This window comes from Streptomyces sp. NPDC047042, from assembly GCF_040644035.1.
Lineage (GTDB): Bacteria > Actinomycetota > Actinomycetes > Streptomycetales > Streptomycetaceae > Streptomyces.
Genome location: NZ_JBEYVP010000026.1, coordinates 48,982 through 64,253, shown reverse-complemented (window position 1 = coordinate 64,253; position 15,272 = coordinate 48,982). Strand labels below are relative to the sequence as shown.

At 70.9% G+C, this 15,272-nt stretch carries 14 protein-coding genes; 8 read left to right on the top strand and 6 right to left on the bottom strand.

Going from position 1 to position 15,272, the window contains the following annotated elements:
• Positions 1-99: 99 nt before the first annotated feature.
• The 3 genes from ABZ855_RS28805 to ABZ855_RS28795 are packed head-to-tail and all read right to left on the bottom strand — an operon-like array spanning position 100 to position 2,343.
• On the bottom strand, positions 100-912 hold the full coding sequence (locus ABZ855_RS28805) for an acetoacetate decarboxylase family protein (protein ID WP_360811683.1): 813 nt from the start codon (positions 910-912) through the stop codon (positions 100-102).
• A complete protein-coding gene (locus tag ABZ855_RS28800; RefSeq protein ID WP_360811681.1) occupies positions 909-2,153 on the bottom strand; it encodes an FAD-dependent oxidoreductase in 1,245 nt (414 codons plus the stop codon). The genes ABZ855_RS28805 and ABZ855_RS28800 overlap by 4 nt, the downstream gene beginning before the upstream one ends.
• Position 2,154: 1 nt before the next feature.
• The gene (locus ABZ855_RS28795; protein ID WP_360811679.1) at positions 2,155-2,343 is read right to left on the bottom strand and encodes a ferredoxin; all 189 of its coding nucleotides are present in this window, start codon (positions 2,341-2,343) and stop codon (positions 2,155-2,157) included.
• Between the two features lie 277 nt (positions 2,344-2,620).
• Here ABZ855_RS28795 and ABZ855_RS28790 point away from each other — a divergent pair, with 277 nt between their 5' ends.
• The 5 genes from ABZ855_RS28790 to ABZ855_RS28770 all read left to right on the top strand — a co-directional run bounded on the left by ABZ855_RS28790 (position 2,621) and on the right by ABZ855_RS28770 (position 9,633).
• Positions 2,621-3,991 carry a glutamine synthetase family protein gene (locus tag ABZ855_RS28790; RefSeq protein WP_360811677.1) on the top strand — a complete coding sequence of 457 codons (1,371 nt, stop codon included), beginning with the start codon at positions 2,621-2,623 and terminating at the stop codon, positions 3,989-3,991.
• Positions 3,992-4,065: 74 nt separating this feature from the next.
• Complete coding sequence (locus ABZ855_RS28785) at positions 4,066-5,352, top strand: cytochrome P450 (protein WP_360811675.1); 1,287 nt, start codon at positions 4,066-4,068, stop codon at positions 5,350-5,352.
• A gap of 103 nt (positions 5,353-5,455) precedes the next feature.
• Positions 5,456-6,163 carry a TetR family transcriptional regulator gene (locus ABZ855_RS28780; protein WP_360811840.1) on the top strand — a complete coding sequence of 236 codons (708 nt, stop codon included), beginning with the start codon at positions 5,456-5,458 and terminating at the stop codon, positions 6,161-6,163.
• Between the two features lie 140 nt (positions 6,164-6,303).
• Complete coding sequence (locus ABZ855_RS28775; RefSeq protein WP_360811838.1) at positions 6,304-6,684, top strand: zinc ribbon domain-containing protein; 381 nt, start codon at positions 6,304-6,306, stop codon at positions 6,682-6,684.
• A 156-nt stretch (positions 6,685-6,840) separates the two neighbouring features.
• Positions 6,841-9,633 (top strand): hypothetical protein, encoded by a 2,793-nt coding sequence (locus ABZ855_RS28770; RefSeq protein ID WP_360811673.1) that lies wholly within the window; start codon positions 6,841-6,843, stop codon positions 9,631-9,633.
• Between the two features lie 75 nt (positions 9,634-9,708).
• Here the strand turns inward: ABZ855_RS28770 and ABZ855_RS28765 are convergent, their stop codons facing one another.
• Positions 9,709-10,095 (bottom strand): PPOX class F420-dependent oxidoreductase, encoded by a 387-nt coding sequence (locus ABZ855_RS28765; RefSeq protein ID WP_360811671.1) that lies wholly within the window; start codon positions 10,093-10,095, stop codon positions 9,709-9,711.
• A gap of 75 nt (positions 10,096-10,170) precedes the next feature.
• Here ABZ855_RS28765 and ABZ855_RS28760 point away from each other — a divergent pair, with 75 nt between their 5' ends.
• The 3 genes from ABZ855_RS28760 (at position 10,171) to ABZ855_RS28750 (ending at position 13,585) form a co-directional block, all read left to right on the top strand.
• The gene (locus ABZ855_RS28760) at positions 10,171-11,139 is read left to right on the top strand and encodes a hypothetical protein (RefSeq protein ID WP_360811669.1); all 969 of its coding nucleotides are present in this window, start codon (positions 10,171-10,173) and stop codon (positions 11,137-11,139) included.
• 116 nt (positions 11,140-11,255) lie between these two features.
• Entirely contained in the window at positions 11,256-12,077 is an 822-nt protein-coding gene (locus ABZ855_RS28755; protein WP_360811667.1) for an SAM-dependent methyltransferase, read from the top strand.
• A 149-nt stretch (positions 12,078-12,226) separates the two neighbouring features.
• Positions 12,227-13,585, top strand: coding sequence for a S1 family peptidase (locus ABZ855_RS28750; protein ID WP_360811665.1), 1,359 nt, complete (start codon positions 12,227-12,229; stop codon positions 13,583-13,585).
• 73 nt (positions 13,586-13,658) lie between these two features.
• Here ABZ855_RS28750 and ABZ855_RS28745 read toward each other — a convergent pair whose 3' ends face one another.
• Both ABZ855_RS28745 and ABZ855_RS28740 read right to left on the bottom strand, forming a co-directional pair.
• A complete protein-coding gene (locus ABZ855_RS28745; RefSeq protein ID WP_006380218.1) occupies positions 13,659-13,844 on the bottom strand; it encodes a hypothetical protein in 186 nt (61 codons plus the stop codon).
• 109 nt (positions 13,845-13,953) lie between these two features.
• Entirely contained in the window at positions 13,954-15,114 is a 1,161-nt protein-coding gene (locus ABZ855_RS28740) for an ROK family transcriptional regulator (protein WP_360811663.1), read from the bottom strand.
• Positions 15,115-15,272 lie beyond the last annotated feature (158 nt).

The window sequence follows — 15,272 nt, the reverse complement described above, 5'->3', positions numbered from 1 at the left end:
ACGGCTCCTATTGAACGAAGTTGGGGCAATCCGACCTGCTTCTAGGGGCGCGGGGAACTGCGCGACCAGCCACGCACCACCCGCACAGACCCACGAACATCAAGAGGCACCCACCCCCGACGTCCCCGACTCCAGAAGTCGCCCACCATCCCAAACCACGCCAACCTGCCGAAAATACGCGGCAATAGGCTCACGAACCTCCAGCCGAGCCAGCTCCTCCGTAGGCGCGTCGAACAACTCCAGCGACGCGTCCCCCACCCACGCCTGCCCACCCTCGAACGACGCCGCCCCCGACTCGATCAGCTCGTCCAGAGCCAACCCCTTGCCGCTCTCGATGGACGGCAGCCAGCGATGATGAGCCATCGGATACCCGTTCACGAACCCGTTCGTCGCCGAAGGCTCCCGCAAAGTCACCACGGCCTGCGCCAACCGCCGGTCCGCCGCCGCCAAGGTCGCCCCGAACCGAGCCCCCGCCTCGATCCGCGGAGCGGGCCCGTACGGATGGGGCCGCGTCTGGTGAATCGACCCCAGCTTCTTCGGATACCCCTGGTGCAGCCCGCGAGCGATCGCGAAGTCCTTGTCGACCCAGATGTAGACGCACCGCGAGTACGTCTCGCCCCGGTATGTGCAGCGGACGACCGCGAACGCCTCCTTGTACTGGCCCCGCACGGGATCCAGCAGCTCGTCCCCCGTACCCGAGCAGGACTGCCAGTCGGCCCAGATGAGGGCCACGGCGCCGGGATCCTCGTCGGCCAACTCCAGTGGCTGGGGCAGGAGTTCACGCACCCGCGAGGGGTCCGTGCGGTACTCGATCGTCAGCAGGTCGCCCGAGTAGCGCCAGGGCGGCGCGGGGATGAGCGACGAGGTACCGCTCGCCGTCTTGGGGTGGAAGAACCCACGGGGACTGGTCACTTGGCGGCTCCTTGGACGAAGAGGGCGGGCTGCTCGAGCAGTTCGGCGCGATACCGGGCGGCCTTGGTCGCCATGGCGTGTCCCCCGAGGGCGACGACACCGACGAGCCGGTCATCGGCGTAGTAGCCGACGAGGAGGTCTCCCTCCGGTTCGCCGTCCAGGACGCGTACGTCGTCGAGGCCGAGGACGGGCGACCCGAAGGACTGGAGCCGGAAGTCGTGCTGGTCGCTCCAGAAGGTGGGCAGCGGCGCGAAGGGCGCCAACTCCCCCTCCCTGCCCGTCAGATGAGCGGCCAGCGACCTCGCCGCGTGTTTCGCGGTGTCCGTCGGGATCGACCAGTGCTCGACCCGGCGGGGTACGCCGTCGTAGCGGGCGTTGGGGAAGCGGGCCACGTCTCCGACCGCGACGATCTCCGGGCGCCCGCCCACCCTGAGCCACTCGTCGGTGAGCACGCCGTCGCCGAGGTCGACCCCGTTGCCATTCAGCCACTCGACGTTGGCGACGGAACCGACCGACTCCACGACGACATCGGCCGCCAGGACCGTACCGTCGCCGAGGACGACGCCGGTGACCCGGTCGTCGCCCTCGAACCCGGCGACCGCCGTACCGAGCGCGAAGCGCACCCCGCGTTCCTGGTGCCGCATGAGCAGCGCGCGGGCGAGGAACTCACCGAGGGGTCCCACCATGGGCAGGGGCAGCGGGTCGACGACGGTGACCTCGGCGACGCCGAGCCCGAGGGCCGTGGCGGCCACCTCGCAGCCGATGAATCCGGCGCCGACCACGACGACCCTGACGCCGGGCCGGGTCAGCTCGTCGCGCAGGGCATGGGCGTCGGCGAGGGTGCGTACGGTGTGGCGGCCGGCCTGCGGGCCGGGGCAGCGCAGGCGCCGGGGGCGCGTTCCGGTGGCGACGATCAGACCGTCGTACGAGAGGGTCGAGCCGTCGTCGAGGTCGACGGCCCGCTCGTCGAAGCGGGCCGCGACGGCCTTCGTGCCGAGGCGCCACTCGACGTCGGCGGTCGAGGCCTTCGGGGTGAAGTGGAGGGAGTCGAAGGGCGCCTTGCCGGCCAGCACCTCCTTGGACAGCGGGGGGCGGTTGTAGGGCATGTGCGGCTCGTCGCCGACGACCGTGACAGCCCCTGTCCAGCCGGCCGCTCTCAGCTGCTCGGCGGCGCGCAGTCCGGCCATGGACGCGCCCACGACGAGCACGCGCCCGGCGGGCGCGTCCGCCTCGTCGGTCATGTCAGTCCTCGATCCGGATGGCCTGGAGCGGGCAGACGTCCGCGGCCTCCTCGACCTCGTCGCGCAGCGCGTCGCCGGGGTCGGAGACGTGGATCAGATGGCCGTCGTCGTCCATCGAGAAGACGTCGGGTGCCGCGAAGACGCACTGGCCGTGGTCCTGGCACTTGTTCATGTCGACGACGACCTTCATGGCCGGTCCTCCTGGTGGTGAGGGCGTCGGAACGGGGTCCTAATTCGTTTGGCTTCAAACAAGATAGGAAGCGGCCGGAGTCTGGTCAATAGCTATCCGGATGGATAAATTCTTTCCCGATCCCCTTGCGGGGCGGACCACTCCTCCATACCGTTTGGCATCAAACAACGAGCCCGGGATGTCCGCCCGCACCGAGCGCCCCGGCCGTACTCCCCACGCCACCCGCCTGCCGGTCCCCCGTTCCGGGGGTGCCCGACGTCCGCCCGAGGAGACAACGGTGAGCGCAACCGACCTTCCAGAAGTCCGCCGGCACATCGAGCGGCTCACCGCCGAGGGGATCGACGTGGTCCGGGTGGTGTATCCGGACCTCATCGGCACCGACCGCGCCCGTGACGTGCTCGTCGACGAGCTGCCGCGGGCCTGCGAACACGGGCTCGCCTTCTGCCGGGCCGTCTACCACACCAGCCCGCAGGGCGACGTCGTCCCGGTCGGCGGCGGCCTGGACGCGGGCCTGCCCGACATCTGCGTACGGCCCGATCTGTCCACCCTGGTCGCCCTGCCCTGGGAGCCCGGCGTCGCGGTCTGTCTCGGGGACGTCGTCGACCCGGCGACGGGCTCACCGGCGCCCGAATCGCCCCGCGATCTGCTCCGCGCGGTCCTCGACCGCTGCGCCGAGCACGGGCTGCGGCCCGTCGTCGGGCCCGAACTGGAGTACTTCCTGTGCGACCCCGCGCCGGAGGGCGCGAGCGGCTGGCGGCGGTACAACCAGGAGCCGGGTGCCGTCTACACGGCCGGCCTGCGCGCCGACCCCGACAACCATCTCCTGCGGACCCTGCGCCACGTACGCGATCTGAACCTCGGCGTGCTCAGCGGCAATCACGAGTTCGACGGCGGACAGTTCGAGATCAACCTGCTGCACTCGGAGGCCATGTCGGCGGCCGACCGCGCCTTCCGTTTCAAGGCGGCGATCAAGGAGCTGGCCCGCAGGGAGGGCCGCCTCGCGACCTTCATGGCGAAGCCCTTCAACGACGCGGGCGGCTCCGGCTTCCACCTCCATCTGTCCTGCGACTCACCGACCGAGGGTGACGACGGCGGGCGCAACCTCTTCGACGACCCGTCGGGCCCGTACGGGCTCTCCGCCACGGCACGGCACGCGGCGGCCGGTCTCCTCGCCCACGCGCCCGCCCTGGCCGCGCTGCTCAACCCGACCGTCAACTCGTACAAGCGCTTCGGTCCTGACACCCTCGCGCCCTGGCTGATCGACTGGGGGCTCGACAACCGCAGCGCCATGGTCCGGGTCCCCCCGGAGCGCGGGTCCGGTGCCCGGCTCGAACTGCGGCTCGGCGACGCCGGCGCCAACCCGTATCTCGCGATCGCCGGTGCCGTGGCCGCCGTGCTGCTAGGTGTGCTGGCCGGTGCGGAGCCGTCTGCGCCGCTGGAGGGCTACGGCTACGACACGGACAGGTCCGCCGTGCTGCCGATGAGCCTGCCGGCCGCCCTCGACGCCCTGGAGGCGGACACCGCGCTCACCGAGGTGCTCGGCAAGGACTTCGTCACCTCGTTCCTCGCGTACAAGCGCAACGAGGTCGAGCGCTTCGGACGGCATGTCACGGACTGGGAGTTCACCGAGTACGCGTACCACCTCTGATCCCCCCTCCGATCGACCCAGCCTCCGACCGCCCCTGCCCCCGATCTCCTCCGCACGACCTCCCGGAGCCTTCGATGACCGAGACCCTCCCCTCCCCGGCCGCCCATGAGCCGCTCCCGCTCGACGCCGTCGACCTCGCCGACCTGGACAACTTCACCGACGGGGTGACGCCCTGGCGGATGTTCCACACCCTCCGCCACGAGGACCCCGTGCACTGGCAGCCGGAGGAGGCGCCCAACTCCGGGTTCTGGGCGGTGACCCGGCACGCGGACATCGCGCGCGTCGACCGTGACGCGGAGACGTTCACCTCCACCAGGTTCGTCAACCTCGAGGAGGTCGACGAGGACCAGATCAAGAAGCGGGCATCCATCCTGGAGCTCGACGGGGTGCGGCACCGGGCTCTGCGCAGCGTGATCCAGCGGCAGTTCGGCGCCGGTGTCATCAACAGCTACACGGACTTCCTGCGCGGGCTCACCGCGCAGACCCTGGACGCGGCGCTGGCGAAAGGGAGTTTCGACTTCGTCAAGGAGGTCTCCGCCGACTTCCCCATCAACGTCCTGGCCCGGCTGCTCGACGTCCCGCCGGAGGACAACCAGCAGCTCATCGACTGGGGCAACCGGATCATCGGCAACACCGACCCCGACTACGCCGACGTCCTGCTGAACAGCGCGGAGAGCGAGAAGTACCGGGATCTGCCCTTCCGTTCCCCCGCGTCCCTCGAAGTCTTCGAGTACGGACGGGAGTTGGCCCGGCAGCGACGCGGCGGTGAGGGTACGGACCTCGTCTCCCAGCTCGTCAACACCGTCCCGCGCGACGGAGTGCCGCTGTCCGCGCAGGACTTCGACAACTACTTCCTGCTCCTGGTCGTCGCCGGCAACGAGACGACCCGGCACACCATCACCCACTCCATGCTGGCCCTCCTCGAGCACCCCGAGCAGCTCGCCCGGCTGAAGGACGACCCGTCCCTGATCCCGGCGGCGGTCGAGGAATTCCTGCGGTGGGCCTCCCCCGTCTACCACTTCCGGCGCACCGCGACCCGGGACGTCGAACTGGGCGGCAAGCGGGTCAGGGAGGGCGACAAGGTCGTCATGTGGTACGCCTCCGGCAACCGCGACGAGACGGTCTTCGGCAATCCGTACGACTTCGACGTCACCCGCGCGGACAACGACCACGTCACCTTCGGCAAGGGCAGTCCGCATCTGTGCCTGGGCAATCTGCTGGCCCGCACCGAGATACGGATCATGTTCGAGGAGCTGATCCCGCGCCTCGCGGACATCCGGCTGGTCGGGGACGTCCCCCGGGTGCGCTCGAACTTCGTCAACGGGATCAAGCAGCTGCCGGTGGAGGTCACCCTCGCGTGAACCGTCGACCGGACAGGGAGTGCACTCCGTTCCCCATTCAGAGCGCACTGAGTGCCATCGGCCTCGTGCGGATGCTAGTTTCCCGTTCATGACCAAACCGCCCATGCGGGACGCCCTGGTCGCGGCGGCCTTCCAGTTGTTCCTGGAGCGGGGCTACGAGCAGACGACCGTGGACGACATCGTGGCGCTGGCCGGGGTCGGGCGGCGGTCCTTCTTCCGCTACTTCCCCTCGAAGGAGGACGTGGTCTTCCCCGACCACGAGCGGTGCCTGGCTGACATGACGGCCTACCTCGCCGACAGCGCCGAGGACGTGGAACCGGTCGGGCGGGTCTGCGCCGCGGCCCGCATGGTGCTGCTCATGTACGCGGAGAGCCCGGCCTTCTCCGTCCAGCGCTACCGCCTCACCAAGAAGGTCCCGGGGCTGCGCGCCTCCGAGCTCTCGGTGGTCTGGCGGTACGAGCGGGCCCTGGCCGCGTATCTGCGCGGGCGTTTCGCCGGCCGGGCCGACGGGACGCTGCAGGCCGACGTGATCGCGGCGGCCGTCGTCGCGGCCCACAACAACGCGCTGCGCTCGTGGCTGCGCTCGGACGGGGAGGGCGACGCGACCGCGGCCTTCGACCATGCCCTCGACTATGTGCGGGCCGCGTTCGGCACCCCGCCCGCGCCCCCCGGCCGGGACGAGCCCGAGGACGTGGTGGTCGTCGTCTCCCGGCGCGGGGCACCCATGTGGCGGGTCGTGCAGGAGATCGAGTCCGCGCTCACGACTCCGGCCGGCCGGTCCGGTCCGGTGATGGGCCCGTCCGAAAATTGAGGGTACGCAGTTCCTTTACGCATGACACTCAGTGCCATACGCTGAGGCTGTGCGCGGTGGCACAGCGAACCGCGCGCTTCGGAGCAGGCCGAGCGCAGGGAGACGACACCGTGTACCACTCACTAGGCGCCACTCGTCCGATGCCCGGCGGCTCCGCCACCGGCCTGCTCGACGCTCCGGACGACACGAACACCCTGGTCTTCCAGCGCTGCGGCTGGTGCGGCACCGCGATGTACCACCGGCTGCTCTGCCCGGTCTGCGCGGGCAGCGATCTGCGTACGGAGCGCAGCGAGGGCGTCGGCACCGTCCGGCACGCCACGGTCGTCAACCGGAACACCCCGGCCGCGCGCAATGTGTCCCTGGTCGAGATGGCCGAGGGCTTCGTCGTACGCGGCCGGGTGATGGGCCCCGCGGTCGGCATCCACAGCGGGGACCGGGTCCGGCTGTCCACCGCGAAGGACCCCGTACGCGGCGAGCCGGTGTTCCAGCTCCTCGACGAGCCGTACCGCGCCTGGCTCTGACCCTCGGTCCCGTCCCGGCTTCGCCAACCCCCTTGGCACGCACCCTCATTGATACTCCTCCACAGGCAACCCACAGGTCTCCGATCCCGTCCTCCGGGGCGAGTGGGGCCGTCGGGAGACCGGGGCTCCTGAGCAAGGGCCAGGAGGAGGAGACCATTGCTACGTGCCCGGCGAATATGGGTCACCGCTGCGGCGGTACTCGCGGTGGTGGCGGGATCACCATATGGGGCGCAGGCGCAGCAGCCGACCCGGTCCGCGGCGGCGGCCGACGAACAGCTCCCCTCGGGCTGGACGTTCACCGGTGCCGGTGAGCAGCGGCAGCTCGTGTGGCGTTCCGACAGTCCGGTACCCATGGGTGACGCGCGCGTCGAGTTCTACGCGGGCGACCGACTGCTCGGCCGGCCCCTGGCCGCCAAGGACGGCCGGACCTTCCGGCTCCCGGTGGAAGACGCGCTGAAGGCCGGCGGCCTCAGGGGGGCCAGGGCGTTCGGGGACCTCCAAGTGCACGCCGGCGGGCGCCGGTTGGACGCGGCCGCACCGGGGACGGCTGCGGGCGCACGACGCGCGCCGGTCACGCTGCCCGCCCTCGAACCGGCAGGCGCGGTCGACCCCGGCAAGCCGGGCTCGTACCGTACGGTCTCGGGCGAGTACACGCTCAACTCGGTGAAACTGCCCGAGATGCGCGTGCCGGTGGAGATGAAGGCCGTGGTGGTCGCGCCGACCGGGACCACCGGCCGCAGGCCTCTCGCGCTGTTCCTGCACGGACGACACTCCACCTGCTACAAGCCCGGCACCGACGAGATCAGCGGCGAGTGGCCGTGCCCGGCCGGCGAGAAGCAGATACCGAGCTACCGGGGTTATCTGCGCGACCAGAAACTCCTGGCGTCGCAGGGGTATGTGACGGTGTCGATCTCCGCCAACGGCATCAACGCCCAGGACGGGGCGCTCGAGGACGCCGGGGCCAAGGCCCGCTCCTCCCTCGTACGGCAGCATCTCGCCCACTGGGCGCAGTGGGCGGCGAACCGGACCTCGGCGCCCGCGATCGTGCGCGGCGCACCGCCGGCCGACCTCTCGCGGGTACTGCTGGTGGGTCACTCGCGGGGCGGCGAGGGCGTGAACCGCGCCGCGATGGACAGCCTGTACCGGCCGCCGGCCGACCAGGACGGGTACCACGGGCCGGTGCGCTGGAACATCCGGGGCACGGTCCTCATCGGCCCGACGATCTTCGGGCAGAACCCGGTGGCCGATGTGCCGTCGATGACGATTCTCCCGGGCTGTGACGGCGATGTGTCCGATCTGCAGGGCGAGGTGGCCGTGGACGGCACCCGTGGGATCAGCCGCGGTACCGCCCTGCACAGCGCGGTGTACGTGATCGGCGCCAACCACAACTACTTCAACACCGAGTGGACGCCGGGGCAGGCGCAGGCGCCGGCGGACGACGACTTCGGGTCGGACCCGGACGAGCGGGACCCGGTGTGCGACGTGGGCACCCGGACCCGGCTGACCCCCGACCAGCAGCACAGGGCGGGCTCCTCCTACATCGCGGCTGCGGCCAGGCTGTTCGTCGCGGGCGACGACCGCGTGCGTCCGCTGCTCGACGGCTCCGGCCGGCGGGCGCCGTCCGCCGACCCGGCGCGCGTCCTCACGCACGCGGTGGGCGGGAACCGTTCCGCCGGCATCCTGCCGGACGGCGCGGTGACCGTGCAGGGCGGCGGCGGGCGGCTCTGCTCGGCGGTGGACGACCGCCCCTCGGTCAGGTGTCTGGCCCCGGAGGCAGCTCAGTCCCCGCACTTCGCGAGCTGGATGCCGCCGCGCGAGGTGGGCCGCCGTGCGATCACCTTCAAGTGGTCGCAGCCGGGCGGCGCGGTACGGGTCACTCCCGGCCGTCCGGTCTCCCTCGGCGGCGCCAAGGCTCTCGCCCTGCGCGTCTTCGTGCCGCCCAACACCACCGGCACTCAGCTCGACGTGTCCGTCACCGACACCGCCGGCAAGCACGCCACGCTCGGCCGGGTCCGCGTCGACGGGCTGCCCGGCAGTCCGCGGACGGCCTCGTACTGGGCGCGGGAGGTCCGCGTACCGCTGTCCGCCGCCGCCCGGGCCGGCCTCGACCTGCGCAAGGTGCGGAGCGTGGAGCTGACTCCGCGCAGCCGTGCGGGGCAGGCCTGGCTGATCGACACCTGGGGCTGGCGCCCCGGCACCCCGGCGGTACGCGCCGCCGCGCTGCCGCGCGTGGACATCGGACGGCTCACCGTGAAGGAGGGCGACTCCGGCTCCCGCACCTACCGGGTGCCGGTCCGGCTCGCCGGCCGGGGCAGTGGCACGGTCCGGGTGTACGTCCTGCCCGCCGGGACGGAGACCATGACGAGCCGACTGGTGACGGTGCGTCCGGGCCACCAGGGCATCGACGTGCCGGTGACGGTCAAGGGCGACACACTCTACGACTACGAGTCGTGGATGTATGTGATGGTGAAGGCGGTGCGCGGTACGGTCATCGGCTCGTACACCGGCGGGGTGACCGTCACGAACGACGACCCCAAGCCCAAGGTCACCGTCACCCCGGTCGCGGACCGGGTCACCGAGGGGCAGCGGCTCACCTGGCGCGGGACCCTGTCGGCGCCGTCCCGCACCGAGATGAACACGATCCTGGAGATCCTGCCGGTCACCGGTGGCACGGAACTGTCCACCACGGACGTCGACCCGGCGTGGCTGATGGAGGTGTCCGGTGAGTCACCGCTGCCGTCGCGGCCGTTGTCCTCGATCGACGGGCTCGCTCTGTGGGGGACCGTCCCGCCGGGCTCGCTGAGCGCGGAGGTGAGTGTCCCGACCGTCGCGGACACCGTCGCCGAGCCCGCCAGGACGCTGCGGTTGCGGCAGATCGAATACGACGACGAGACCGGGGACCCGATCCCGGGTCCGGAGTTCACCGGGACGGTGCTCGACGCGTCGTAGGGCGTGAACTCCCTTGCACGTGGCTGAAGGTGGGACCTCTGCCCCTGCGGGGGCGGGTCCCACCTTCGGCTGTTTCTAGACGAGGGTGATCCGGATGCCGACCGTGCCCGACTTTCCGCGCCGCAGCCGGCTGCCGAGCAGGGTGAGCCGGCCCAGCACGCTGTACTTGCGGGCGATGAGCTGCCGGTAGGCGTCGGTCGCGGGCTGGTCGAGGATCGTGGCCGTGGCGGGGACCGAGTCGCCGGTCGGGTTGCCGCGGGCGTCGCAGGGGCCGACGAGGATGTCCGCCCGGTTGCGGATCCGCTTCACCTTCCAGGCGTCCGCCGCCGACCAGGCGCCGAGGGCGTCCCCGTCCCGCACCACCCAGACCGGGGTGGCGACGGACGTGCCGTTCTTGCGGAAGCTGGTGATCAGGAGGTACTTGCCCGCGCCGAGCCGGTCCAGGTTGCTGGTGTCGTCCATAAGCGGGAGTGTAGGCGCCGGCGCTCACCCGATAATCAGATGCCCTTCCGGTCGCCCTGCGGGATGCTGACCTGTGTGACCCGGCAGCACACGCACGTCGAGATCGCCTGCGACGAATCGGGGTCGGACGGCGAGAACCTGACCGGCGGGAACACCGATGTCTTCGCGCACGCCAGTGTGGATGTGCCCATGGAGTGCGCGGCGGCGGCCATCCGGGAGATCCGCGACCGGATCCGGTCGCCCGCCGAGGAGTACAAGGCGAACCATCTGCTGCGGGAGAAGCACCGGGCCGTCCTCGAGTGGCTGCTCGCGCCCTCGGGTCCACTGCACGGTCGCGCCTACGTCCATCTCACGGAGAAGACCTTCTTCATGGTGGAGCGGGTCGTCGACCTGCTCCTCGGCGACCCGACGGGCGCCGTCCCCCTCTGCCGGGCGGGCGCGGACGTCTTCGGCACCGAGCTCTGGACGCGGTTCCTGACGGCCGCGAACGCCCTGCTCTGGGTACGCGCCGAGGCCGGCGCCGGTCCCGGGGCGCCCGTCGAGGCGTTCTTCCGCGCGGTGGACGCGTTGGCCGAGCGGACACCGGAGCCGCGTGCCCCGGACGCGGCGGACGTGCTGAAGCTGCTCGGGGGCGCCCGCTCCCGTGCCGCGGACCACCGGGCCCGGCTGCTCGCGGCCCCCTCCCTGATCCCCCTACTGAATCCGCTGCTGCCGGCGATCCTGCAGACCGCCGCCTACTGGCGCGGCGGCGGCCGGGCCGTCGTGCTGGTGCACGACCGGCAGAACACGCTGACGGAGGAGCGCATCGAGTGGCTCAAGGACACCGCCCGCATCGGCGGCCTGCGGCTCGTCGTCGCACGGGACGACACCCGGGTCCAACTGGCCGATTTCCTCGCCGGAATCGCCCGGAGTGTCGCCTCGCACGAGCTGAACGGGCGCGGGGACGCGACACTCACGGCACTGCTGCGGCCGTACGTGGACGCCCGGTCCGTATGGGGCGACGAGCGCAGCCGGGGCCGGCTCTTCGGTGCCGTCCCCAGCTGATCCACGACTGATTCGCAAGTGATCCGTCATTGCGGCGTCACAGCTCTCGCCAACATCAACAACCTTGTCTAGATTGCCGGTTGACACTCTCTCGCAGGTGCTCAGGAGCTGACCCCGTGCCCGAGAACTCCCCGGCCCCCTCGCTGCAGTCGCGGATCAACTCGCGACAGCCGCACACGGCCCGGATCTGGAACTACTGGCTCGGCGGCCGGGACCACTACGAGGTCGACCGCGAGGCCGGCGACCGGATCCGTGAACTGCACCCGGGCATCAGCGAGTACGCCCGCGCGGACCGGCTCTTCCTGGGCCGGGCCGTACGCCATCTGGTCACCGTGTGCGGGACACGGCAGTTCCTCGACATCGGGACGGGACTGCCGACCGCCGACAACACGCACGAGGTGGCCCAGCGGCTCGCCCCCGACACCCGGATCGTGTACGTGGACAACGACCCGCTCGTCATGGTCCATGCCCGCGCCCTGCTCACCAGTACGCCCGAGGGGCGTACGGACCATGTCGACGAGGACCTGCGCAACGTCGACGCGATCCTCGAACAGGCCGCGCGGACCCTGGACTTCACCCGGCCCGTCGCCCTGATGCTCCTCGGGGTGGTCATCTTCCTCGGCGACGACGAGGACCCGCACGGCGTCGTACGACGGCTGCTGGACGCCCTTCCGCCGGGCAGCCACCTGGTCCTCTCGCACACCATCACCGGCCCGGGACTGAGCGAGGTGGACGCGGCGGTCCGCTACTGGAACGCGCACGGCACCCCCCGGCTGACCCAGCGGACCACGGAGGACGTGACGCGTTTCTTCGACGGCCTGGACCTGCTGGAGCCGGGCGTCGTGTCCTGCTCGCGCTGGCGCCCGGAGGGGTCGCCCGCCGGGGAGGACGAGCCGCCGGAGGTCGCCATGTACTGCGGAGTGGCCCGCAAGCCCTGACGTGATCCGCCCCGGGGCGAACAACCCGAACGGGATCTTGGACGAGGTGAACACGAACACCGCTTGCCACGTATGGAAGTGAGGGTCACTCAACGACCGGAGGTCCCCGCGGTGTCGACACCGCGCGTTCAGGGTTCGGGAGCCATTTGATGAGGCACGCACGACGACGGATCGTCCGGCGAGCGACACGGCTGGCGGCCGTCGGCGGAGTCATCCTCGGCGGATTGATGGTCACCCAGGCTGTGGCGACCGAGCCACCCCAAGTCGCCCTGCCCTTCAGCTCCGCGCGCGCGGCCGGCACCACCGGCAGTGACCTCGTCAACGAACTCGGCACCGACCGTACGGCGGGCAGCTGGATCGCGGCCGACGGGAAACCGGTGGTCGCGGTGACCGACGCCCAGGCGGCGGCGGAGGTCGAGAAGGCGGGCGCCCGCGCGAAGGTCGTGGACCACAGCATGAACGACCTCAAGTCGGCGACGCAGGCGCTGCGTTCGGCGCCGCGCGTGGCGGGCACGGCATGGGCGGTCGACTACACGAAGAACGAGGTGGTCGTCCAGGCCGACAAGACGGTGTCGGCCGCCGACTGGGACAAGCTGGCCGCGGTCGCCAAGCGCATCGGCGCTTCCGTGCGCATGGAGCGCAGCCAGGGCGAGTTCACCACCCGGATCAACGCGGCGCAGCCGATCCTGTCGACCGGCGGGCGCTGCTCGGCGGGCTTCAACGTGACCAACGGCTCGGCCGACTTCATCCTCACGGCCGGTCACTGCGGCCCCAACGGTTCGGTGTGGTTCGCGGACACCGGGGGTTCGCGGGAGATCGGCAAGACGATCAGCGGCAGCTTCCCGATCAACGACTACTCGTTGGTGCAGTACGACGGCGGTTCGGCCGGTGACGGCGCCGACGTCGTCGCCATCGGCAACGGCCGGGGCGTGCGGATCACGGGTGCGGCCGATCCGACCGTCGGCCAGAAGGTGTTCCGCAGCGGCAGCACGACCGGGCTGCGCGACGGCAAGGTGACCGGGCTCAACGCCACGGTCAACTACCCGGAGGGCACGGTGTCGGGCCTGATCGAGACCACTGTGTGCGCCGAGGCGGGCGACAGCGGCGGCCCGTTGTTCTCCGAGGGCATCGCGCTCGGGATCACCTCGGGCGGCAACGGCGACTGCAAGACCGGCGGTACGACGTTCTTCCAGCCGGTGACCAAGGCGCTGACCGCGCTGAACGTGCGGCTGATCGGCCAGGCGGGTCAGGCGGCGGCTCCGGCGCCGGCCGCGACGGCCTCGCAGAACGCCGTGGCCCCCGGGGAGGCCCAGCCGGGCTCGGTGGCGCCGGTGACGGGCGGCTCCGCCGGGGAGGCACTGCTGGAGAGGCTCGGCGACCCGAAGAATGTGGGCCCGGGGCTGCTGATCGTGGGCGGCAGTCTGATCGCCCTGGTCGCCACGCGATGGTTCCGGGTGGAACAGGACCGGCGGGACTACCGCAGGTCGTACTCGGCCACCTGGGGCTGAGAAACACAAGAGGCCGGGGCTGACGCGCTCTGCGCGGCCCCGGCCTTGCGGCTGGAAATGTCGAACGAAGACGTCAGGCGTCGCGTCCGGGGTGCGGGGAGACCGCGGCCCACTCGGCGACGAGCTGCTGATAGGTGAGCCGCTGCTCACTGTTGAGGATCCCGCCCGACCGGAGCCACAGGGCCCGGATCTCTTCGTTGACGTCGGCTGCCGAGCGATCAGGGGCGGATTGAAGAGTGGTGGACATGCTGTGAAGCATATGACGCCCCGCGTGAAATCTGAATCGAATAAATCGGACTGTTCCGGCATTACTGACCGTGTTGCTGATCACGTCCACCGCGTCACACCCCCGTCGCCCGCCTCGGAGTTCACCGGTCGGTCGCCCCCAGGACCAGCACCTGGATGGCGAGTACGGCGGCCCCGCGCGCCCAGTCGTGGAAGTCGGAGACCTTGGTCTCGAGGTTGACCGGGTCGGCGAGCGGATGCCGGTTCGCCAGGATGCTCTCCTCGACGGCGCCGCCGGCCGCCTCGACCAGACCCACGCCCTCTCCGGCGAGCAGGATCTTCTCGGGCATCGCGAAGTTGGCGATCTGGGCGATTAGCGTGCCCAGCGCACGGGCCGCCTCGTCGACGACCCGTGCGGCCATGGGGTCACCGGCGAGCGCCGAGGCGAGGATCTCGTCGTACGTCGGATCGTTTCCGGTGGCGGCGCGGATCTGGTAGCGGATGCTGGGGATGGTGAGCAGCGAGATGGCGCTGCCGCGTTCCCCGTCCGGGGTGAGCGGGCCGTTCGGGTTGACGATCCAGCGGCGCCCTATGCCCAGGCCGTCCTCGGAGGACTGCACGCGTCGGCCACCGTTGACCAGGCCGTAGCCGAGGCCCGCCCCTATCGTGAGGACCGCGAAACGGTCGAGGCCGCGGCCCGCGCCGAACCAGCTCTCGGCCTCGACGAGGGCGGTGACGTCGTTCTCGACGACCACCCGCAGCCCGGTGCGCTCCTCGACGAGTGCGGCTAGCGGGACGTCGTACCAGTCGAGGAAGACGGAGTCGGCGACCACCGCGCGGTTCTCCACGCGCCCGCCGACGCCGATCCCGATTCCGGCCACCGCGGGGTGGGCGGCGGTCAGTTCGGCGGTCATCTCACCGACCAGATCGGCCACTCGGGCCGGATCATGGGTGGTGAGAGGGCGGTCGAGGCGGGCGACGACCTCGCTGCGCAGCGTGGTGACGACGCTGTAGACCATGTCGTCAGTGATCTTGAAGCCGAGGAAGGCGCGGGACTCGGCGACGACGTCGAGGGGCTGCGAGGGGCGCCCCTGGCGCACCTCGGCCGCCGCACCGGTGTCGGGCACCTCGACGAGGAGTCCCGATTCGAGCAGGGGTTTGGTCAGCCGGGTGAGGCTGCCCGCAGAGAGGTCCAGCCGCCGGGCGAGTTCGGTACGGGACAGCGGGCCGTGGACGAGCACCTCGATCGCCACCGAGCGCTCACCGGCGCTGAGCGGCGGCCACCCGTCGGTCAGTGCGGTCATACCGATCAGACCCCCACCTTTTCTTTTGGCACGGAACTAACAGGGCTCACCATACGCGGGAACCATCGCCCGAAAAAGATTCCGACCCGCACCTTGACGGATGGATTCTTTCGTCGCAAAAGTAAGTGACCTGAGGACGAGCCGCCGACGAGCAGACG